This window comes from Streptomyces sp. MAR4 CNX-425 (assembly GCF_048656465.1).
GTDB lineage: Bacteria > Actinomycetota > Actinomycetes > Streptomycetales > Streptomycetaceae > Streptomyces.
On sequence record NZ_JBMDLF010000001.1, the window covers coordinates 959,640 to 979,306 of the forward strand.

General features: G+C 73.3%; 14 protein-coding genes and 1 pseudogene. 9 read left to right on the forward strand and 6 right to left on the reverse strand.

Annotation, left to right across the window (positions count from 1 at the left end; genetic code table 11):
- Window positions 1–104: 104 nt before the first annotated feature.
- Genes ACHZ99_RS04175 through ACHZ99_RS04195 form a run of 5 tightly spaced genes read left to right on the forward strand, consistent with a single transcriptional unit; the run spans window position 105 to window position 7,945 of the window.
- A complete protein-coding gene (locus tag ACHZ99_RS04175; protein ID WP_420302928.1) occupies window positions 105–3,809 on the forward strand; it encodes a nitrate reductase subunit alpha in 3,705 nt (1,234 codons plus the stop codon).
- Window positions 3,809–5,413: a nitrate reductase subunit beta gene (gene narH, locus ACHZ99_RS04180; protein ID WP_420302929.1), complete on the forward strand. Its 1,605-nt coding sequence runs from the start codon at window positions 3,809–3,811 to the stop codon at window positions 5,411–5,413. The genes ACHZ99_RS04175 and narH overlap by 1 nt, the downstream gene beginning before the upstream one ends.
- Window positions 5,410–6,015 carry a nitrate reductase molybdenum cofactor assembly chaperone gene (gene narJ, locus ACHZ99_RS04185; protein WP_420302930.1) on the forward strand — a complete coding sequence of 202 codons (606 nt, stop codon included), beginning with the start codon at window positions 5,410–5,412 and terminating at the stop codon, window positions 6,013–6,015. Before narH ends, narJ begins: the two co-directional genes overlap by 4 nt.
- Window positions 6,012–6,728 (forward strand): respiratory nitrate reductase subunit gamma, encoded by a 717-nt coding sequence (gene narI / locus ACHZ99_RS04190; RefSeq protein ID WP_420302931.1) that lies wholly within the window; start codon window positions 6,012–6,014, stop codon window positions 6,726–6,728. The genes narJ and narI overlap by 4 nt, the downstream gene beginning before the upstream one ends.
- Window positions 6,725–7,945, forward strand: a complete 1,221-nt coding sequence (locus ACHZ99_RS04195; protein WP_420302932.1) for an MFS transporter — start codon at window positions 6,725–6,727, stop codon at window positions 7,943–7,945. The genes narI and ACHZ99_RS04195 overlap by 4 nt, the downstream gene beginning before the upstream one ends.
- A 224-nt stretch (window positions 7,946–8,169) precedes the next feature.
- Here ACHZ99_RS04195 and ACHZ99_RS04200 read toward each other — a convergent pair whose 3' ends face one another.
- From ACHZ99_RS04200 to ACHZ99_RS04215, 4 genes are all read right to left on the reverse strand, one after another.
- Window positions 8,170–8,700, reverse strand: a complete 531-nt coding sequence (locus ACHZ99_RS04200) for a DinB family protein (RefSeq protein ID WP_420302933.1) — start codon at window positions 8,698–8,700, stop codon at window positions 8,170–8,172.
- 69 nt (window positions 8,701–8,769) lie between these two features.
- Window positions 8,770–9,375 carry a hypothetical protein gene (locus tag ACHZ99_RS04205; RefSeq protein WP_420302934.1) on the reverse strand — a complete coding sequence of 202 codons (606 nt, stop codon included), beginning with the start codon at window positions 9,373–9,375 and terminating at the stop codon, window positions 8,770–8,772.
- A gap of 64 nt (window positions 9,376–9,439) precedes the next feature.
- Window positions 9,440–10,474: a LacI family DNA-binding transcriptional regulator gene (locus ACHZ99_RS04210; RefSeq protein WP_420302935.1), complete on the reverse strand. Its 1,035-nt coding sequence runs from the start codon at window positions 10,472–10,474 to the stop codon at window positions 9,440–9,442.
- A complete protein-coding gene (locus ACHZ99_RS04215; RefSeq protein WP_420302936.1) occupies window positions 10,471–12,945 on the reverse strand; it encodes a glycoside hydrolase family 2 protein in 2,475 nt (824 codons plus the stop codon). The genes ACHZ99_RS04210 and ACHZ99_RS04215 overlap by 4 nt, the downstream gene beginning before the upstream one ends.
- A gap of 194 nt (window positions 12,946–13,139) precedes the next feature.
- On the opposite strand from ACHZ99_RS04215, the gene ACHZ99_RS04220 reads away from it, so the two are divergent.
- On the forward strand, window positions 13,140–14,462 hold the full coding sequence (locus ACHZ99_RS04220; RefSeq protein WP_420302937.1) for an ABC transporter substrate-binding protein: 1,323 nt from the start codon (window positions 13,140–13,142) through the stop codon (window positions 14,460–14,462).
- Complete coding sequence (locus ACHZ99_RS04225) at window positions 14,426–15,343, forward strand: carbohydrate ABC transporter permease (RefSeq protein ID WP_420303199.1); 918 nt, start codon at window positions 14,426–14,428, stop codon at window positions 15,341–15,343. The genes ACHZ99_RS04220 and ACHZ99_RS04225 overlap by 37 nt, the downstream gene beginning before the upstream one ends.
- 23 nt (window positions 15,344–15,366) lie before the next feature.
- Here the strand turns inward: ACHZ99_RS04225 and ACHZ99_RS04230 are convergent.
- Window positions 15,367–16,569 (reverse strand): annotated as a pseudogene (locus ACHZ99_RS04230) (RNA-guided endonuclease InsQ/TnpB family protein); the annotation flags it as partial.
- A 161-nt stretch (window positions 16,570–16,730) separates the two neighbouring features.
- On the opposite strand from ACHZ99_RS04230, the gene ACHZ99_RS04235 reads away from it, so the two are divergent.
- Window positions 16,731–17,561 (forward strand): carbohydrate ABC transporter permease, encoded by an 831-nt coding sequence (locus tag ACHZ99_RS04235; protein ID WP_420302938.1) that lies wholly within the window; start codon window positions 16,731–16,733, stop codon window positions 17,559–17,561.
- A gap of 130 nt (window positions 17,562–17,691) precedes the next feature.
- Window positions 17,692–18,657 carry a hypothetical protein gene (locus tag ACHZ99_RS04240; RefSeq protein WP_420302939.1) on the forward strand — a complete coding sequence of 322 codons (966 nt, stop codon included), beginning with the start codon at window positions 17,692–17,694 and terminating at the stop codon, window positions 18,655–18,657.
- A gap of 40 nt (window positions 18,658–18,697) precedes the next feature.
- Here ACHZ99_RS04240 and ACHZ99_RS04245 read toward each other — a convergent pair whose 3' ends face one another.
- Window positions 18,698–19,618 (reverse strand): NADP-dependent oxidoreductase, encoded by a 921-nt coding sequence (locus ACHZ99_RS04245; protein ID WP_420303200.1) that lies wholly within the window; start codon window positions 19,616–19,618, stop codon window positions 18,698–18,700.
- Window positions 19,619–19,667: the final 49 nt, after the last annotated feature.

Here is a 19,667-nt window from a genome sequence, read left to right on the forward strand (position 1 = left end):
GTTCGAGAGCCGTCCGGCCCTTAGCGTGGAGCGCGTGGCGCAGGCAGGGTGGCCACCGCCCTCCGTCCCCCACCGCCGCAGAGCGCGAGAGAACCGAGGTAGCCGTGGCCGGAATCGACGGTGCCGCCACCGACCTGCTGTTGCGTACGGGCCGCTGGTTCACCCGCGCCCCGGTCTCGCCCGACCTACGTACCGTGACGAAGACGGGCGGCCGCGCGGGCGACGTCTTCTACCGCGACCGGTGGAGCCACGACAAGGTCGTCCGCTCCACCCACGGCGTGAACTGCACGGGCTCGTGCCGCTGGAAGGTCTACGTCAAGGACGGGATCATCACCTGGGAGACCCAGGAGACCGACTACCCCTCGGTCGGGCCCGACCGGCCCGAGTACGAGCCGCGCGGCTGTCCCCGCGGCGCCGCCTTCTCCTGGTACACCTACTCCCCCACCCGCGTCCGCTACCCGTACGTGCGCGGCGTGCTGCTGGAGATGTACCGCGAGGCGAAGCGGCGCCTGGGCGACCCCGTGCTGGCGTGGGCCGAACTCCAGGACGACCCCGCGCGCCGCCGCCGCTACCAGCGGGCCCGCGGCAAGGGCGGGTTCGTCCGGGCCACCTGGGACGAGGCCGTGGAGCTGGTCGCCGCCGCGCACGTGCACACCGTCCGGCGGCACGGCCCGGACCGGATCGCCGGCTTCTCCCCGATCCCGGCGATGTCGATGGTCTCGCACGCCGCCGGTGCCCGCTTCCACTCCCTCATCGGCGCCCCGATGCTCTCCTTCTACGACTGGTACGCCGACCTGCCGGTGGCCTCGCCGCAGGTCTTCGGCGACCAGACCGACGTGCCGGAGTCCGGCGACTGGTGGGACGCCGCGTACCTGATCATGTGGGGCTCCAACGTCCCCGTGACCCGCACCCCGGACGCGCACTGGATGGCGGAGGCCCGCTACCGGGGCCAGAAGGTCGTGGTCGTCGCCCCCGACTACGCCGACAACGCCAAGTTCGCCGACGAGTGGCTGCACCCGCACCCCGGCACCGACGGCGCGCTCGCCATGGCCATGGGGCACGTGATCCTCAAGGAGTGCTTCGTCGACCGGCAGGTCCCCTTCTTCACGGACTACGTCCGCCGCTTCACCGACCTGCCGTTCCTCGTCACCCTCCGGCAGCGCGGCGGGAGCCACGTGCCCGGGAAGTTCCTGCGCGCCGCCGACCTCACCGGCCGTCCGGAGGCGGCGGCCGAGGGCGCGGAGTGGCAGACGGTGCTGCTGGACGAGACCACCGGCGGCACCGTGGTGCCGGGCGGCTCGATCGGATTCCGCTGGACCGAAGCGGGCCGGGGCCGGTGGAACCTGGACCTCGGCGGGACGGTTCCCCGCCTCAGCCTGTCCGGGGCGCCCGGCGCCGAGCCCGCCGAGGTGCTGCTGCCGCGGTTCGACACCGAGGGCGGCGACCACGGCCAGGGCCGCGGCGAGGTGGTCGCGCGCGGCGTGCCGGCGCTGCGGCTGCCCGGCGGGCAGCTGGTCACCACGGTCTTCGACCTGCTGCTCGCCCAGTACGGCGTGGCCCGCCCGCGGCTGCCGGGCAGCTGGCCGCAGGGGTACGGGGACGCCGCGCAGCCGGCGACGCCGGCGTGGCAGGAGACGCACACCTCGGTGCCCGCCGCCCGGTGCGTGGCGATCGCCCGCGAGTTCGCCCGTACCGCGGAGGTCTCCCGCGGGCGCTGCATGATCCTCATGGGCGCGGGCACGAACCACTGGTTCCACTCCGAGACCATCTACCGCGCCTTCCTCGCCCTCCTTCAGCTCACCGGCTGCCAGGGCGTCAACGGCGGCGGCTGGGCGCACTACGTCGGGCAGGAGAAGTGCCGGCCCGTCACCGGCTGGGCGACGCTGGCCTCGGCGAGCGACTGGTCCCGGCCGCCGCGGCAGATGATCGGCACCGCGTACTGGTTCCTGAACACCGGCCAGTGGCGCTACGACCACTTCCGCGCCGACGTCCTCGCCTCCCCCCTCGGCCGCGGCGACCTCGCGGGCATGACCGGCGCCGACTGCCTGGCCGCCGCGACCCGGGCCGGCTGGATGCCCTCGTACCCGACCTTCGACCGCAACCCGCTGGACCTCGCCGAGGACGCGGCGGCCGCCGGCAAGGACCCCGTCGCGTACACCGTGGACGAACTGCGCGCCGGGCGCCTCGGCTTCGCCTGCGAGGACCCCGACGCCGAGGAGAACTGGCCCCGCATCGTCACCCTCTGGCGCGCCAACCTGCTCGGCTCCTCCGCCAAGGGCGCCGAGTACTTCCAGCGCCACCTGCTCGGCACCCACTCCTCGCTGCGCGCCACCGAGGCGCCGCCGGAGGTCCGCCCGCGCGACGTCCGCTGGCGCGACGAAGCGCCCGAGGGAAAGCTCGACCTGCTGCTGTCGCTGGACTTCCGCATGACGTCCTCCACGCTGCTGTCGGACGTGGTGCTGCCGGCGGCCACCTGGTACGAGAAGCACGACCTGTCCGCCACGGACATGCACCCCTACGTCCACTCCTTCACCCCCGCCGTGAACCCGCCGTGGCAGGCCCGCACCGACTTCGACGCCTTCCAGGCCCTCGCCCGCCGCTTCAGCGAGCTGGCCCGCGACCACCTCGGCGTCCGCCGCGACGTCGTCGCCACCGCGCTCCAGCACGACACCCCCGGCGAGACCGCCCAGCCCGGCGGCGTCGCGCCGGACTGGCGGCGCGGCGACTGCGAGCCGGTGCCCGGGAGGACGATGCCGCAGCTGACGGTGGTGGAGCGGGACTACACCGCCGTCGCCGACAAGATGACCACGCTCGGCCCGCTCGCCGAACGCCTCGGCCTGCCCGCCAAGGGCATCGCGCTCCGGCCGGACCGGGAGGTCGAACTACTCGGCGCCCTCGGCGGCACGAAGGACGGCGGCCCGGCGGCCGGCCGCCCGCTGCTGGACACCGCGGTGAAGTGGGCGGACGCGATCCTCGCGCTCTCCGGCACCACCAACGGCCGGCTCGCGGTCCAGGGCTTCCGCACCCTGACCGAGCGCACCGGGCAGGAGATGGCGCACCTGGCCGCGGAGCACGAGGGCAAGCGCGTCTCGTACGCGGACACCCAGGCCGCGCCGGTGCCCGTCATCACCTCGCCGGAGTGGTCGGGCAGCGAGGCCGGCGGGCGCCGCTACACCGCCTTCACCCTCAACACCGAGCAGCTGAAGCCCTGGCACACCCTCACCGGGCGGCAGCACTTCTTCCTGGACCACGACTGGATGCACGAGCTGGGCGAGGCGCTGCCCGGCTACCGGCCGCCGCTGGACATGCACCGGCTCTTCGGCGAACCCGATCTGGGGCCGGGAGGCGAGCGGCAGGTGACCGTCCGCTACCTCACCCCGCACAACAAATGGTCGATCCACTCCGAGTACCAGGACAACCTGTTCATGCTCTCGCTCTCCCGCGGCGGGCAGTCGGTCTGGATGTCGACGGAGGACGCGGCGGCCATCGGCGTACGGGACAACGACTGGATCGAGGCCGTCAACCGCAACGGCGTGGTCACCGCGCGGGCCGTCGTCTCGCACCGGATGCCGCGCGGCACGGTCTACATGCACCACGCCCAGGACCGCACGGTCGGCGTGCCGAAGGCCGAGACCACCGGCCGCCGCGGCGGCGTCCACAACTCGCTGACCCGGCTGCTGATCAAGCCCACCCACCTCATCGGCGGCTACGCCCAGCTGTCGTGGGCGTTCAACTACCTCGGCCCGACGGGCAACCAGCGCGACGAGGTGACCGTCATCCGGCGCCGCGACGGGGAGGTCACGTACTGATGCGCGTCATGGCCCAGCTCGCGATGGTGATGAACCTCGACAAGTGCATCGGCTGCCACACCTGCTCGGTGACCTGCAAGCAGGCGTGGACCAACCGGGCCGGCGTCGAGTACGTGTGGTTCAACAACGTGGAGACCCGCCCGGGCCTCGGCTATCCGCGCCGCTACGAGGACCAGGAACGCTGGCGCGGCGGCTGGGAGCTGAACCGGCGCGGCCGGCTGAAGCTCCGGGCCGGCGGCCGGTTCAGGAAGCTCGCCTCGATCTTCTCCAACCCCGTCCTGCCGGTCATCAAGGACTACTACGAGCCCTGGACGTACGAGTACCGCAACCTGATCGACGCGCCGCTGGGCGACGACTTCCCCGTCGCCGCGCCGCGCTCCGCGCTCACCGGCAAGCCGATGAAGATCGAGTGGAGCGCCAACTGGGACGACAACCTCGGCGGCACCGCCGAGCACGGCGACCTCGACCCGATGGTGGAACGGACCCGGCGGCGGGCGGCGGAGAAGGTGAAGTTCGAGTTCGAGCAGACCTTCATGTTCTACCTGCCGCGGATCTGCGAGCACTGCCTGAACCCCTCCTGCGTGGCCAGCTGCCCGTCCGGCGCGATGTACAAGCGCACGGAGGACGGGATCGTCCTGGTCGACCAGGACCGCTGCCGCGGCTGGCGGATGTGCGTCTCGGGCTGCCCGTACAAGAAGGTCTACTTCAACCACCGCACCGGCAAGGCCGAGAAGTGCACGCTGTGCTACCCGCGGCTGGAGGTGGGGCTGCCCACGGTGTGCTCGGAGACCTGCGTGGGGCGGCTGCGCTACCTCGGGGTGGTGCTGTACGACGCGGACCGGGTGCTTGAGGCGGCGTCCGTGCCGGAGGACACGGACCTGTACGAGGCGCAGCTCGGCGTCCTCCTCGACCCGGAGGACCTTCAGGTGCGGCGGGCTGCGGAGGCGGCGGACATTCCGCACGACTGGATCGAGGCGGCCCGGCGCTCGCCGGTGCACGCGCTGATCAGCCGGTACCGGGTGGCCCTGCCGCTGCACCCGGAGTACCGGACGATGCCGATGGTCTGGTACATCCCGCCGCTGTCCCCGGTGGTGGAGGCGCTGACGGAGACGGGCTTCGACGGCGAGGACGCGGGCAACCTCTTCGGCGCCATCGACACCCTGCGCATCCCGCTTACGTACCTGGCGGAGCTGTTCACGGCCGGGGACACCGGGCCGGTGCGGGCGGCGCTGGAGAAGCTGGCGGCGATGCGCGGCCACATGCGCGCGGTCAACCTCGGGGAGCCGCCCGGCGACGCGGCCGCGGCCGCCGGCATGACGGGCCGGGAGGTCGAGGACATGTACCGGCTGCTGGCGATCGCGAAGTACGACGAGCGCTACGTCATCCCCACCGCCGCCGTCGGCGACGCCCGGACGCTGGAGGAGTCGGCGCTGCCGCAGGACTGCAGCCTCGACCACGAGGGCGGCCCCGGCATGGGCGCCGACGGCCCGGTGGGCGCCGGCTCCGGGCACCGGCGGCTGCCGCTGGTGACCATCGAGAGCTTCCACGCGCTGCGCCGCCGCCAGACGGCCGACACCCCCGACGAAAGAGACGACGTCTCATGAGCACCGCCGTCGTGCGCCAGGTCGCCGCCCGCTGCCTCGGCTACCCCGACGACGACTTCTTCGCCGCCCTGCCGTCGCTGCGCCGCGCGCTGCCCGCCCGGCACGCCCTGCACGGCTTCCTCGACCACGCCGAGCGCATCGGCCCGGCGGACCTGGCCGCGCACTACGTCGAGGTCTTCGACTTCCGGGCGCGCCGCTGCCTGTACCTGACCTGGTGGACCGACGGCGACACCCGCCGCCGCGGCATGGCGATGGTCCGCTTCAAGGAGGTCTACCGGTCGTACGGCATGGACCTCACCGGCGAGGAGCTGCCCGACTTCCTGCCCGCCGTGCTGGAGTTCACCGCCGCCACCGGCGACGACGGGCTGCTCACGGACCACCGCCCGGCCGTCGAGCTGCTGCGGCTGTCGCTGGCCGAGCACGGCACCCCGTACGCCGCCGTGCTCGACGCCGTCTGCGCCACGCTGCCCGGCCCCTCTCCGAAGGACCGGGCCGCCGCCCTGGCGCTGGCCCGCGGCGGCCCGCCGCGCGAGGACGTGGGGCTGGAGCCGTACGGACACGCGCCGCTGCCGCTCGTCGACACCCCCGGAGGCCGGTCGTGAGCACGCTGTGGAACGTCCTGCCGTACGTCGTGATCGCGCTGTTCCTCTCCGGCACGGCGTGGCGGTACCGCTACGACAAGTTCGGCTGGACGACGCGCTCGTCCGAGCTGTACGAGTCACGGCTGCTGAGCGTCGCCTCGCCGGTGTTCCACTACGGCATCCTCTTCGTCCTCGCCGGACACCTGGTGGGGCTGTTCATCCCCGACTCCTGGACCTCGGACCTGGGCGTCAGCGAACACGCGTACCACCTGCTGTCGCTCTACACCGGCACCGCCGCCGGGCTGCTGACCGTCGCCGGGATCGTGCTGCTGATCTACCGCAGGCGTACGACGGGCGCGGTGTTCCGGGCGACGACGGCCAACGACAAGGCCATGTACCTGGTGCTGCTGGGCGCGATCGTCATGGGGATGTGGGCCAAGCTCACCCACGCGACGGGCGACGGCTACCCCTACCGCGAGACCATCGCGCCCTGGGCGCGCGGCGTCTTCACCCTCCAGCCGGACGGGTCGCGGATGGAGGGGGTGCCGGTCACGTACCAGATCCACGTGCTCATCGGGCTCGCGCTCATCGCGCTGGTGCCGTTCACCCGGCTGGTGCACATGCTCAGCGCGCCGGTGCAGTACCTCTTCCGCCCCTACATCGTCTACCGCAGCCGGGAGCCGCGGCAGCTCGCCGCGCGGGCCGCCCGGCGCGGCTGGGAAGGCGCCGAGTGAACGCCCCCGCGGTGGAGAGGCCCGCCGCCGGCGCCGGGGAGCCGCCGCCCCGCGCCGCGTACGTCAACCTGCTGGTGGCCACCCTCGGCTTCACCCTGACGTTCTGGGCGTGGAACCTGATCGCGCCGATCGCCGGCCCGCTCGGCGACGACCTGGGCATCAGCTCGTTCGAGCAGTCGCTGATGGTCGCGGTGCCGGTGATCGTCGGCTCGCTGGGCCGGATCCCCGTCGGCGCGCTGACCGACCGGTTCGGCGCGCGGGTGATGTTCCCGCTGACCTCGGCGCTGACCATCGTGCCGGTGCTGCTGCTGATCCCGGCGAAGGAGTCGTACTGGGCACTGCTGCTCGCCGGCTTCCTGCTGGGCATCGGCGGCACGACCTTCGCGATCGGCGTGCCGCACGTCAACTCCTGGTTCCCGCCGGCCAGACGGGGCTTCGCCATCGGCGTCTTCGGCATGGGCATGGGCGGCGTCGCGCTGTCCGGCTACGTCACCCCGCGGATCTACGACCACGGCCACCGCCTGCCGTTCCTGGTGCTGGCGATCGCCCTCGCGGCGTACGTGGTGCTGTCCTGGCTGACCCTGCGCGACCACCCCGGGCGCAAGGCGCCGACGACCTCGCTGGGCCACCGGCTGCGGGAGGCGGCGCGGCTGCGGGTGACGTGGGAGCTGTCGGCGCTGTACGCGATCGGGTTCGGCGGCATCGTCGCGTTCGGCGTCTACCTGCCGACGTACCTGAAGACCTGGTACGACCTGGGCGCCACCGACGCCGGCACCAAGGCGGCGGGCTTCTCGCTGGTGACGGTGCTCTTCCGGCCGTTCGGCGGCTGGCTGTCGGACCGGGTGCACCCGGCGGTGGTGACGTCGTGGTCGCTGGGGATCGTCGGGCTCTTCGCGGTGGTGCAGTCGTTCGACCCGGAGCTGGACTGGCTCGGCACGGTCTGCCTGCTGGTGCTGGCCGCGGGCCTCGGCGCGGCGAGCGGCGCGGTCTTCGCGCTGGTCGCGCAGGTCACGCCGGAGCCGCGGGTGGGCAGCGTGACGGGCATCGTGGGCGCGGTGGGCGGCCTGGGCGGGTTCGTGCCGCCGCTGGTGATGGGGGCGATCTACAGCGCGAAGGACTCGTACTCGATCGGCTTCATGCTGCTGTCGGACCTGGCGCTGGCGGGGTGCGTGTACGCGTTCGGCCGGATGAGAACGGCGGGCCAAGCCAGAGGATGACCACCCCACCGAGCCCAGCCCCCGAGCCCGAAGCCCCCACGGGCCCGGGGCGGAGCCCCAGCGGGGCCCGGGGCGCAGCCCCAGCGGGGCCCAAGGGCCGCAGCCCCGGCAGGGGTCCAGGGGCGCAGCCCCAGCGGGGCCCGGGGCGCAGCCCCGGCAGGGCCCGGGGGCGCAGCCCCAGCGGGGCCCGGGGCCCTGCCGTCCCCCGGGCCCCCGCGGAGCGGTTACCGCACGGGTGCGCCCACGTCGTGCAGGTGGTGCACTACGTCGTGGACGACGTAGCGCGCGAAGGTGTCGACGGTGAACGCGGCGCCGTCGCCGCGGTATCCCGTGCGCTCCCACTGCGCGCCCGTCACCTCGTCGAGGTGCTCGGCCATCGTCTCGCCCCACGCGGACAGCTCGTCGGCGACCCGGCGCGGGTCCTGTTCGCCGTACCGGTCTTCGACGGCGGTGGCGTCCTGGTCCCAGTTGGGGAACGTGGGGGCGTCCTCGGTGAGCATCAGGCGCAGCCGTTCGTCGCACCGCACGAACACGTCGCGGGCGTGGCAGCCGTACTCCAGCACGGACCAGACGTCGGGCCGGGGCCGGGCGCGCAGCCGGTCCGGTTCGCCGGCCAGGATCTGTGTCCAGCGCGCGACGCTCTTCCGCATCAGTCCGGAGACGTCCGCCGCACGTGTCTCCGCCGCCGCGAACCCGCATTCGGGGCAGGGGCGTTCCAGGACCCACGTCCAGTCCTTGGTGTCCGGTGTGATCATGCGTCCAGTCTCGCCGCCCCGACTGTGCAGCACCAGCGAGAATTCGTTGAATGGACTGGTAAGCGATCCTTAATCAACGGTCCAGCGCTGCAACAGCCCCCAGGCGAACTCCGCCGTGCACGCCCGCGGTTCGCCGGCCTCGTCCGGCGCGGTGAAGGCCAGCGTGAAGCGGTGCGGGGCGGAGCCCTCGCCCGGGCGTGCGGGCGGGAACGCGCGCGCGGCCTCGCCGGCGGTGCAGCCCCAGGGCGCCAGGTCGGCGGCCGTGCGCAGTACCGGCGCGGCGGCGTCCGGGGCCCGTACCAGCCAGGCGGTGAGCGCCACCCCGCCGGTCCCGCAGGTCGCTTCGAACCGCAGGTCCGGCCAGAGCGGCACCCGCCAGCGGTGCACGTCCACGGTCGCGTCGCCGTGCGCCCGCCGCGTCACCGACTCGGCCGGGCCGAGCAGCGCGGCGAAGTCGCGGTCCCGGGCCGCGCCGGGGGCCGGGCCGCCGCGCGCCCGCAGCCGGCCCTGCCAGCGGCGGTTCGCCTCGCGCAGGGCGCCGCGGGGCACGCCGAGGTCGCGCAGCGCCTCGGCGACCAGCTCGGGCTGGAAGTCCTGCATGCGGCGCAGCAGGACGAGCTGGAACCGCACCGGGCCGGGCGGCGGGGCGGGGTCGTCGTCGAGCAGGGAGGTCACGGTGCCATTGTGGCCCCGGGCCGCCCGTGGGCGGCCCGGCGGGTGCGGCGCGCGGTCGCCGCGCTCAGGGCGGCGGCGGGCCGGTGGAGCCGCGCGGGGTGAGGGCCGGGGTCGGTACCCGGCGGGACTCGGCCGCGCCCGTGGTCATCAGGGTGAACAGGGCCCGCGCCACCTCCGCCCCGAAGCCGTGCACGTCGTGGCTCATCGCGGAGAGCGTGGGGTGGGTGAGGCGGCACAGCTGGGAGTCGTCCCAGGCGAGCAGCGAGAGGTCGGCCGGCACCGACAGGCCCATCTCGGCGGCGACCGACAGCCCGGCGACGGCCATGATGTCGTTGTCGTAGAGGATCGCGGTGGGCCGCTCCGCGGAGGCCAGCAGGGTACGGGTGGCGCGGGCGCCCGCCTCGCCGGAGAAGTCGGTGGCCGTCTGGTGGCCCCCGTCCAGGCCCAGTTCGCGGACGGCGGCGGCGAAGGCGTCGGTGCGGATCGCGCTGTGGCCCAGCTCCGCGGCGCCGCCGACGCGGGCGACGCGCCGGTGGCCGAGGGCGGCGAGGTAGCGTACGGCCTCCGTGACCGCGGTGGCGTCGTCGGTCCACAGCGACGGGAAGCCGCCGGTCAGCGCGGGGTGGCCGACGGCGACGACCGGCATGCCGAGGGCGCCGACCGCCGCGACCCGCGGGTCGTCGGTGCGGAAGTCGACCAGGATCGACCCGGCGACCTGCTTGGACCGCCACCACCGGCCCTGCTGCGCCACCTCCTCGTCGAGGTCCCGGACCAGCCGCAGCAGCAGCGAGCTCGACTGCTCGGCGAGGACGCTCTCGATGCCGGAGACGAACTCCATGTAGAACGGCTCCAGCCCGAGCAGCCGGGCCGGGCGGCAGACGGCCAGGCCCACGGCGTCGACGCGGGAGCTGGACAGCGAGCGGGCGGCGAGGTTCGGCGCCCAGCCCAGCTCGCGGGCGGCGGCGAAGATGCGGTCGCGGGTGGCGTCGGCGAGCCCGGGGCGGTTGTTGAAGGCCAGCGAGACGGCGCCTTTGGAGACGCCGGCGCGGGCGGCGACGTCCTTGATCGTCACCTTGGCCGCGGGGCCGTCGCCGCTCACCCGGGCTCCACGCAGAACAGCGCGGCGCGCACGGCGGCGACGGCGGGGTCGTCCCCGCCGGGGGCCGCTGGTGGCGCGGGCGCGCGCCAGCCGCGGACGGCGATGGTCGCGCGTTCGCCGGGCAGCAGCGTCAGCAGGCCCCGGTCCGCCGTGGCGGCCGGGTCGAGCCGGTCGGGCTGGAGCAGCAGGTCTCGTACGAAGGTGTGGGCGGTGACCACGACGTCGACCCTATCCGGGGCGGCGCCCCCGGCGCGTACCACCTCGACCCCGAACTCCGGACGGGGGTACGCGAAGTCCTTGTCCCGCGTCGGGAAGTGCAGCGCCCGCAGCCCGTCCGCCGCGGCGACCAGCAGCTCCTTCGCCGACCCGGCGGGCGGCGCCAGCCCCTCCGGCACCGGCACCACGGCGACGGCCCGCGCCGCCGCGGCGAACGGAACCTCCGCCCGCGCCGTCACCGCGCCGTCGACCGCCGTGCGGCGCAGCGCGAGGGTGCCGGACCAGGGCTCGGGGCCCTGGTTGACGACGGCCACGGCCAGGCCGCCGGAGCCGCCGCCGTCGTCCTCGCGGACGGTCAGCAGCCGGTCGGCGTAGAGACGGCGCAGCTCGTGCCAGAGCGGTTTCGCGCGGCCGTCGCCGTCGACGGCGGACCAGGAGGTGACCGGCCAGCAGTCGTTCAGCTGCCAGAGCACCGTGCCCGCGCACAGCGGCCAGTGGGACCGCCAGTGCTCGATGCCGGCGGCGATCGCCCGCGCCTGGTTGACCTGCATGAGGTAGTGCCAGCGGGCGAAGTCGGCGGTCCCGTCCGGGACGGCGAAGTGGCGGGCGAGGCCGCGGGTCAGCTTGCCGTTGCCGTCGTCGGCCTTCTGGCGGTGGCGCATGGCGGGCGAGTCGGCGGCCAGCTGTGGGCCGTCGCCGAGGGCGCGGCGCAGGGTGGCCCAGGCGGGGGGCGCCTGCCAGCCGAACTCGGCGACGAAGCGGGGGACGGCGGCGCGGTAGTCGGTGTAGTCGGCGCGGTTCCACACCTCCCAGTCGTGGTGGTTGCCGTGCGCGGGGTCGTTGGGGTGGTGCGCCCAGGAGCCGGACCATGGGCTGCCCGGCCAGTACGGGCGGGTGGGGTCCAGCTCGGCGACGACGCGCGGGAGGACGCCGAGGTAGTAGCCCTCGCCCCAGGAGTCGCCGGCGAGTTCCGGCTCCCAGTCCCAGTCGCGGAAGCCCCACAGGTTCTCGTTGTTGCCGCACCAGAGCGCCAGGGAGGGGTGGGGCATGAGCCGTTCGACGTTGTCGCGGGCCTCGGCCTCGACCTCGCCGCGCAGCGGCTGGTCCTCGGGGTAGGCGGCGCAGGCGAAGGGGAAGTCCTGCCAGACCAGGAGGCCGAGTTCGTCGCAGGCGGCGTAGAAGGCGTCGTCCTCGTAGATGCCGCCGCCCCAGACGCGTACGAGGTCGACGCCCGCGTCCGCCGCCTGCGCGAGGCGGGCGCGGTAGCGGGCGGGGGTGACGCGGGACGGGAGGGCGTCGTCGGGGATCCAGTTGACGCCGCGGGCGAAGAGGGGTTCGCCGTTGACGACGAGGGTGAAGCGGGAGCCGTGGGCGTCGGCGGCGGTGTCGAGGCGGACGGTGCGGAAGCCGACGCGGCGGGTCCAGGAGTCGAGGGCCGGGGCGGCGGCGGTGGGGCCGTCGTGGAGGGTGACGTCCAGCGCGTAGAGGGGCTGGTCGCCGTAGCCGCGGGGCCACCACAGCTCCGGGCGGTCGACGACGAGTGCGACGGCGCCCTCGGTGCCGTCGAGCACCGCCGTCGCCTCGGCGCCGCCGACGCGGGCGCGGACGGTGAGCGGGCGGCCGGCGCCCGCGGCGGTGCGCTCGACGTCGAGGCGCAGGTCGACGCGGCCGGTGCCGTCGGCGTCGACGGTCACCAGCGGGCGCACCCGGGCCAGCCGCGCGGTGCTCCAGCGCTCCAGCCGGGCGGGGCGCCAGATCCCGGCGGTGACGAGCGTCGGGCCCCAGTCCCAGCCGAAGGAGCAGGCCATCTTGCGGAGGAACGGGAACGGTTCGGGATAGGCGTTGGGCCGGTCGCCCGTGCGGGCGCGTACCGCCTCGGCCTCGGCGTAGGCGGAGGTGAAGGCGACGGTGAGCGGGCCGGACCGGCCGGTGACGTCGAAGCGGTGGCGGCGGTGCATGTTGCGGGTGCGGCCGAGCGGCCCGGTGCCGAGGGTGATTCCGGCGGCGGTGTCGAGGCCGTCGAAGACGAGGTCGGTGCGCTCGTGCGGCCCGTCGTAGGGCGCGATCTCCGTCTCGTACGTCCAGTCCCGCCGGCCGACCCAGGCGACGTCGGCCTCGTGCGTGCCGAGGTACGGGTCGGGGATGGCGCCGGCGGCGAGCAGGTCCGTGTGGACGCAGCCCGGCACCTGTGCGGGCAGCCGGTCCCCGTCGTGCCACAGGGTCCAGCCCTCGGTGAGCGGGATGACGTCCTTCATGGGTGCTCCAATCTCGGGTCTCGCGCCAACGTAGCCGCACCTCTCGACCCTGTCCATAAACCGGTCTAGTTTCTTCTGCGTCGGAGAGGTTGACGTCACTGCCGGGGTGGGGGATGGTTCCTCGTCAAGAAAAGGGGCCTCAACTCAACCGGTTAAGCACCACGGGCCGGGCTCAGCGAACGGAGATGGTGACGATGAGGGGAAGGGCGCTCGCCGGTGCGCTGCTGGCGGCCGCACTCGCGACGACCGCGGCCGGCTGCACGGGCAGCGGGGCCTCGTCCGAGAAGCAGGAGGCGAAGGCGGTCGACGACCCGGACAAGGTCTCCGGGACGATCGAGGTCATCACGCACCGCACCGACCTCGTCGAGGACGGCACGATGGACGCGTACGCGGCCGAGTTCCGCAAGACGTACCCCAACGTCACGGTCGAGTTCGACGGGGTCACCGACTACGAGGGCGAAGTCAAGACCCGGATGAACTCCGACGACTACGGCGACGTGCTCATGATCCCGGGCACGGTGAAGAAGAACGACTACCCGCGGTTCTTCGCCTCGCTGGGCAAGCAGGCGGAGCGCAGCAAGAAGTTCCGCTTCACCGACTACTCCACGGTCGACGGCGAGGTCTACGGCCTCAGCATCTACGGCAGCATCCCCGGCTTCGTCTACAACAAGCGCGTCTGGGAGCAGGCCGGCGTCACCGAGTGGCCCACCACCCCGGCGGAGTTCCTCGACAGCCTGAAGGCCGTCGAGGACGAGACCGACGCCGTCCCGTACTACACCAACTTCAAGGACGGCTGGCCGCTGGGCCAGTGGTGGCCCGCGCACGCCTCCGCCAGCTGCGACGAGCAGGCGGACGTCGAGGTGGTCGAGGGCGACCCCTTCGCCGAGGGCGGCACCGTACGCACCGTGGACACCCTCCTGTACGACATCGTGGACCGCGGCCTGGCCGAGAAGGACCCGACGACCACCAACTGGGAGGGCTCCAAGCCGCGGCTCGCCAAGGGCGAGATCGCCACGATGTTCCTCGGCTCCTGGGCCGTCGTCCAGATGCGCGACGCCGCCGAGCAGGCCGGCACGGACCCCGACGACATCGGCTTCATGCCCTTCCCGCACCGGGTCGACGGCCGGTTCTGCGCCGGCCTCTCCCCCGACTACCAGCAGGCCGTGAGCATCCACTCCGACCACAAGGAGGCCGCCCGCGCCTGGGTCGACTGGTTCGCGGAGAAGTCCGGCTACCCCGAGGACAACATGAACGTCTCCACCCTGCGCGACGCGCCGCTGCCCGGCGTGCTCGCCGAGTACGAGAAGCGGGACGTCGAGCTGCTGGAGCTGGACCAGTCGCGGGGCGCGGAGCTGAAGGAGCTGGACGACGCCTCGGAGGTCGGTATCGACGACCCCGACTACCGCCAGGAGCTCGTCGACATCGCCCGCGGCGCGCGGGACGGCAGCCCCGAGGAGCTGTTCGCGGACCTCTCCGAGCGCTGGACGGGCGCCGCGGAGGAGCTGGGGTACCGGTGAGTCCACGAGGGCGCCGGCTGCAGGGCGGCGTGGTGCCGTGGCTGTTCCTCGCCGCCCCGCTGGCGCTGCTGATCACGTTCACGTACGCGCCGGTCGCCAACATGGTCGCGTACAGCTTCACCGACTGGGACGGGCTGAGCCCCGAGCTGAACTACGTCGGCACGGAGAACTACGCCGACCTGTTCACCCGCTCCGAGCTGTTCGAGGTCTTCTTCGTCAGCGGCTACTACCTGGCCGCCTCGGCCGTGCAGATCGTGCTCGCGCTGTACTTCGCGACGGTCCTCTCCTTCAACGTCCGCTTCCGGAACCTCTTCAAGGGCATCCTCTTCTTCCCGTACCTGGTCAACGGCGTCGCCATCGGCTTCGTCTTCCTCTACTTCTTCCAGGACGGCGGCACCCTCGACGCGCTGTTCGGCCTCGTCGGCGACGAGCCCGACCGCGCCTGGCTCGGCGACTCCACCTCTGCCAACACCTCGCTCGCCGGGGTGTCGGTCTGGCGCTTCATGGGCCTGAACTTCGTGCTGTTCCTCGGCGCGATCCAGTCCGTCCCGGGCGAGCTGTACGAGGCCGCCGAGCTGGACGGCGCGAACCGCTGGCAGCAGTTCCGGCACATCATCGCGCCCGGCATCCGGCCGGTGATCAGCCTCAGCGTGATCCTGGCGATCTCCGGGTCGCTGGCGGTCTTCGAGATCCCGTACATCATGACGGGCGGCGCGACCGGCACCGAGACCTTCGTGATCCAGACGGTCGACCTGGCCTTCAAGTTCAACAAGACGGGGCTGGCCTCGGCGGCGGCCGTGGTGCTGCTGCTGATCGTGCTCGCGGTGACCTGGGTGCAGCGGACGCTCGTGCCGGACGACAAGGCGGGGGACCTGGTTTGACTTCCTCCCCCTCGTAAACCGAGGGGAATTCCTACGGCTCGCGCCGTGGGGGGTTCCTGATTCATCGCCGACTGCCCCGTCCGGGAGGACTCCCGTTGAGGTCTTACACCAGCTCCACAGGCAGCTGCGGCCAGCCCGGCCGCCCTGATGTTGCGTGCCGCGTTCACATCGCGGTCGTGCACCGCGCCGCAGGTGCACGTCCACTTGCGGACGTTCAGCGGCAGCTTCTCGCGGACCGTGCCACAGTTCCCGCACAGCTTGCTGGAGGGGAACCAGCGGTCGACCGTCACGAGTTCGCGCCCGTACCAGGCGCACTTGTACTCCAGCATGGAGCGCAGTTCCGTCCAGGATGCATCCGAGATGGCGCGCGCGATCTTGCCGTTCTTCAGCAGATTGCGGACGGTCAGGTCCTCGATCACGACCGTTTGGTTCTCACGGACGAGACGAGTCGACAGTTTGTGGAGGAAGTCCCGGCGCCGGTCGGCGATCCGCGCATGCACGCGCGCCACATTCCGACGGGCCTTGTCCCGGTTCGCCGATCCCTTCGCCTTGCGGGACAGCTCGTGCTGCGCGCGGGTCATGCGGGCACGGTCACGGCGCTCGTGCCGGGGGTTGTCGATCTTCTCCCCAGTGGACAGGGTCACGAGGGACGTGAGCCCGGCGTCGATACCGACCGCCGCGTCCGTGGCAGGAGCCGGAGCGATCGCGTCCTGGCACAGCAGAGCGACGAACCAACGCCCGGCGCTGTCCCGGGACACCGTCACCGTGCTCGGCTCCGCACCCGCAGGCAGGGGGCGCGACCAGCGAATGTCCAATGGATCCGCCATCTTCGCCAGCGTCAGCTTCCCTTCCCGCCACTTAAAGGCGCTGCGGGTGTACTCGGCCGACGCACGGGACCCCTTCCGGCTCTTGTAGCGCGGGTATCTCGCACGCCGGGCGAAGAAGTTCGCGAACGCGGCCTGAAGATGACGCAGCGCCTGCTGCAGCGGAACAGAGGAAACCTTGGCCAGGAACGCCAGCTCCTCGGACTTCTTCCATTCCGTCAGAGCGGCGGACGACTGCGCATAGGAGATCCGGCGCTGTTCGACGTACCAGGCCCGGGTGCGCTCCTGGAGCGCTTTGTTGTACACGAGCCGGACGCAACCGAACGTGCGCGCCAGCTCCGCCGCCTGCACGTCCGTGGGGTAGAAGCGGTACTTGAACGCCCGCTTGACCTGCCGACCCATAACTCACATTCTATCAAGTTCTGTGTGAGTTCCGCGCGTTGGCCGATGGCCGGCAGACGCCGAATCGTCTCGGCGGTCATCCGGCCGCCCTCCCCGTCCCGCCCGGTCGGAGCCCTTTTCCTCCCCGGCCCGAACGCCGGGGCATCCACGGAGGAATCCCGATGAGAACGGCCGTCGTCTCGCGCGCGCTGACGTATCTGTCGCTGGTCGTGGCCGCGCTGGTGGTGGTGCTGCCGCTGCTGGTGGTCCTCCTCACCTCGCTGAAGACCCCGGAGGAGATGGCCGGCGACGGCGGGGCGCTCTCCCTGCCCGGCAACGTACTCAACTTCGACAACTACGCGACCGCCTTCGAGGACGGCCGGATGCTGTCCGCGTTCACGAACACCGCGGTCATCCTGGTCTTCGCGATCGCCGGCACGGTGCTCATCGGCTCGATGACGGCGTACGCGATCGACCGCTTCCGGTTCCGCTTCCGGAGGCTGGTGGTGGGGCTGTTCCTGGTGGCGGCGATGGTTCCCGGGGTGACGACGCAGGTGGCGACGTTCCAGATCGTCGACAGCTTCGGGATGGTCAACAGCCGGCTCGCGCCCATCGTGCTCTACATGGGCACGGACATCGTCTCGATCTACATCTTCCTGCAGTTCATCCGGTCCATCCCGATCTCGCTCGACGAGTCGGCGCGGCTGGAGGGCGCCAACTCCTTCACGATCTACCGGAAGATCATCTTTCCGCTGCTGAAGCCGGCGATCGCGACGGTCGTCATCGTCAAGGGCGTCACGGTCTACAACGACTTCTACATCCCCTTCCTCTACATGCCCTCCGACGACCTCGGGACGATGTCCACCGCGCTGTTCCGCTTCAAGGGCCCGTACGGGGCGCACTGGGAGACGATCTCGGCCGGCACGATCCTGGTCATCCTGCCGACCCTCGCCGTTTTCCTCTTCCTCCAGCGCTACATCTACAACGGGTTCATGAGGGGGGCGACGAAGTGAGCTGACGCTCCTCCGATGAGTTCGGGCGGCGCGGGCGGTCCACCCACACGACGGCAGCGGCGAGTTGCGGACAGGATCTGACCGCAAGGCCCCGTACCGTCGGAGGACACGCTCGACCACCGGAGGGGACATGAACGGCATGAACGGCCTCGCGGCAGCACTGGTGCTGGCCGTCGCGTCCGCCGCCGCGTACGCGGGGGCCGCCGTGCTGCAGGAGCGGGTCGCGGACGCGGGCCGGGAGGGCGGATCCGGGGTGTGGGCGGCGCTCACGCGGGGCTCGTGGTGGCTGTCGGTGGGGCTCAACGCGACCGGCGCGGCGCTGCACGTGCTCGCGCTGCGGTACGGGCCGCTGACCCTGATACAGCCGCTCGGCGCGCTGACCCTGGTCCTGGCGCTGCCGTTGCAGGCGGCGGTACGGCGCCGCGCGGGCGGCGCGGGACGGGTCGGCGCGGGACGGGTCGGCGCCCAGCGGTGGCGGGGCGCGGCGCTGACGGTGGCGGGGCTGGCGGGGGTGCTGGTGCTGGTCCGCGGCGGCGGGCACATCGAGGTCCTCGCTCCCGCGCAGGTCCTCGGCACGGTCGCGGCCACCGCCGCGGCGCTGGCCGCGCTCACCGCGGCGGCCCGCGGCGCCGGACCGCGGGCGGGCGGCATCGCGTACGCCACGGCCGCCGGGATCGCCTTCGGCGCCGGCTCGGTGCTGACCCAGACGGTCGCGGTCCGGCCCGGCCCGGACGCCTTCACGGTGCTGACGGGCCTGGCGGTGGCGGCCCTCGCGCCGGCCGGTCTGATGCTCTCCCAGGCCGCCTACCGCGGCGGCCTCGGCGCCCCGCTGGCCACCGCGACGCTGGTCAACCCGGCGGTGTCGGCGGCGGTGGGCCTGACGCTGCTGGGCGAGAGCCTGGCCGGCGGCGCGCTGGGCGCGGCGGTGGCCCTGGCCGCCACGGCGGTGGCCGCCCGCGGCGTGGTCCTGCTGTCCCGCCCGGAGGCCGGGGTGGAGCAGGCCGCGGCGTCCGCGCCGCATCCGCTGTCCGCCGCCTCGGCGGCAGAGCCGCGGCGGGCGGCACGCCGGACGACGGCCTTCGGTCTCGCCCGCTGACCCCGCCGCCCACGGAACCCGCCGCGCCGCCCGCGGGGCGCTAGTCGTCCGCGACCAGCACGATCTTGCCGCGCAGGTGGCCCTCCTCGCTCGCCCGGTGCGCGTCCGCCGCCTCCGCCAGCGGCAGCGCCCGCCACACCGGCAGGTGCAGCCGCCCGTCGCGGTACAGCGCCAGCGCCCGCTCGATGCCCGCCACATGCTGGTCCTCGCCGTCCGCCGCCCGCGAGAACCGCACCCCGAGGGCCGCCGCACCCGCCGCGTCCGCGATCGTCAGCACCCGCTCCGGCCCGCCCGCCAGCTCCACCGACTCCGGCAGCACCCCGCGCCCGGCGGCGTCCAGCACCGCGTCGACCCCGGGGCTCAGCTGTCGTACCCGGGCGCCCACGCCCTCCCCGTACGCGACCGGCTCCGCGCCCAGCGAGCGCAGGTAGTCGTGGTTGGCCGGGCTCGCCGTGCCGATCACCCGCACCCCCGCCGAGACCGCGAACTGCACCGCCAGGCTGCCCACTCCGCCCGCGGCGCCGTGCACCAGCAGCGTGTCGTCCTTCGCCACCCGCAGCGCCGTCAGCGTGCGGAACGCCGTCTCCGCCGCCGTCGGCAGGCCGCCGGCCAGCTCCCACGGCAGCCCCGGCGGCTTCGCGACCAGCCGGTCCGCGCGGGCCAGCGTCCGCACCGCGTACCCCGCGTGCACCGGCCCCAGCACCTCGTCGCCCGTCCGCCACCCGCCCGCGCCCGTACCGACGGCCTCCACCACGCCCGCGGCCTCGCTCCCCGGGACGCACGGGAACGCCGGCGGCCGGAGGGCGGCCATCCGCCCGCTGCGCAGCTTCCAGTCCAGCGGGCTCACCCCCGCGCACCGGACGCGGATCCGCACCTCGCCGGCGGCCGGCTCCGGCACCTCGACGTCGAGGCGGCGCAGCACCTCGGGGCCCCCGTACGCGGAGAATCCCATGGCGAACACCACGCGCCATCACCTTCCTTCGGGACCGTGGACACCGAACGGGACCGAC

Coding starts and splice junctions, on each gene's coding strand:
- narH (WP_420302929.1), top strand. CDS start 3,809: ATGCGCGTCATGGCCCAGCTCGCGATGGTGATGAACCTCGACAAGTGC.
- narJ (WP_420302930.1), top strand. CDS start 5,410: ATGAGCACCGCCGTCGTGCGCCAGGTCGCCGCCCGCTGCCTCGGCTAC.
- ACHZ99_RS04200 (WP_420302933.1), bottom strand. CDS start 8,700: ATGATCACACCGGACACCAAGGACTGGACGTGGGTCCTGGAACGCCCC.
- ACHZ99_RS04215 (WP_420302936.1), bottom strand. CDS start 12,945: ATGAAGGACGTCATCCCGCTCACCGAGGGCTGGACCCTGTGGCACGAC.
- ACHZ99_RS04220 (WP_420302937.1), top strand. CDS start 13,140: ATGAGGGGAAGGGCGCTCGCCGGTGCGCTGCTGGCGGCCGCACTCGCG.
- ACHZ99_RS04235 (WP_420302938.1), top strand. CDS start 16,731: ATGAGAACGGCCGTCGTCTCGCGCGCGCTGACGTATCTGTCGCTGGTC.
- ACHZ99_RS04240 (WP_420302939.1), top strand. CDS start 17,692: ATGAACGGCATGAACGGCCTCGCGGCAGCACTGGTGCTGGCCGTCGCG.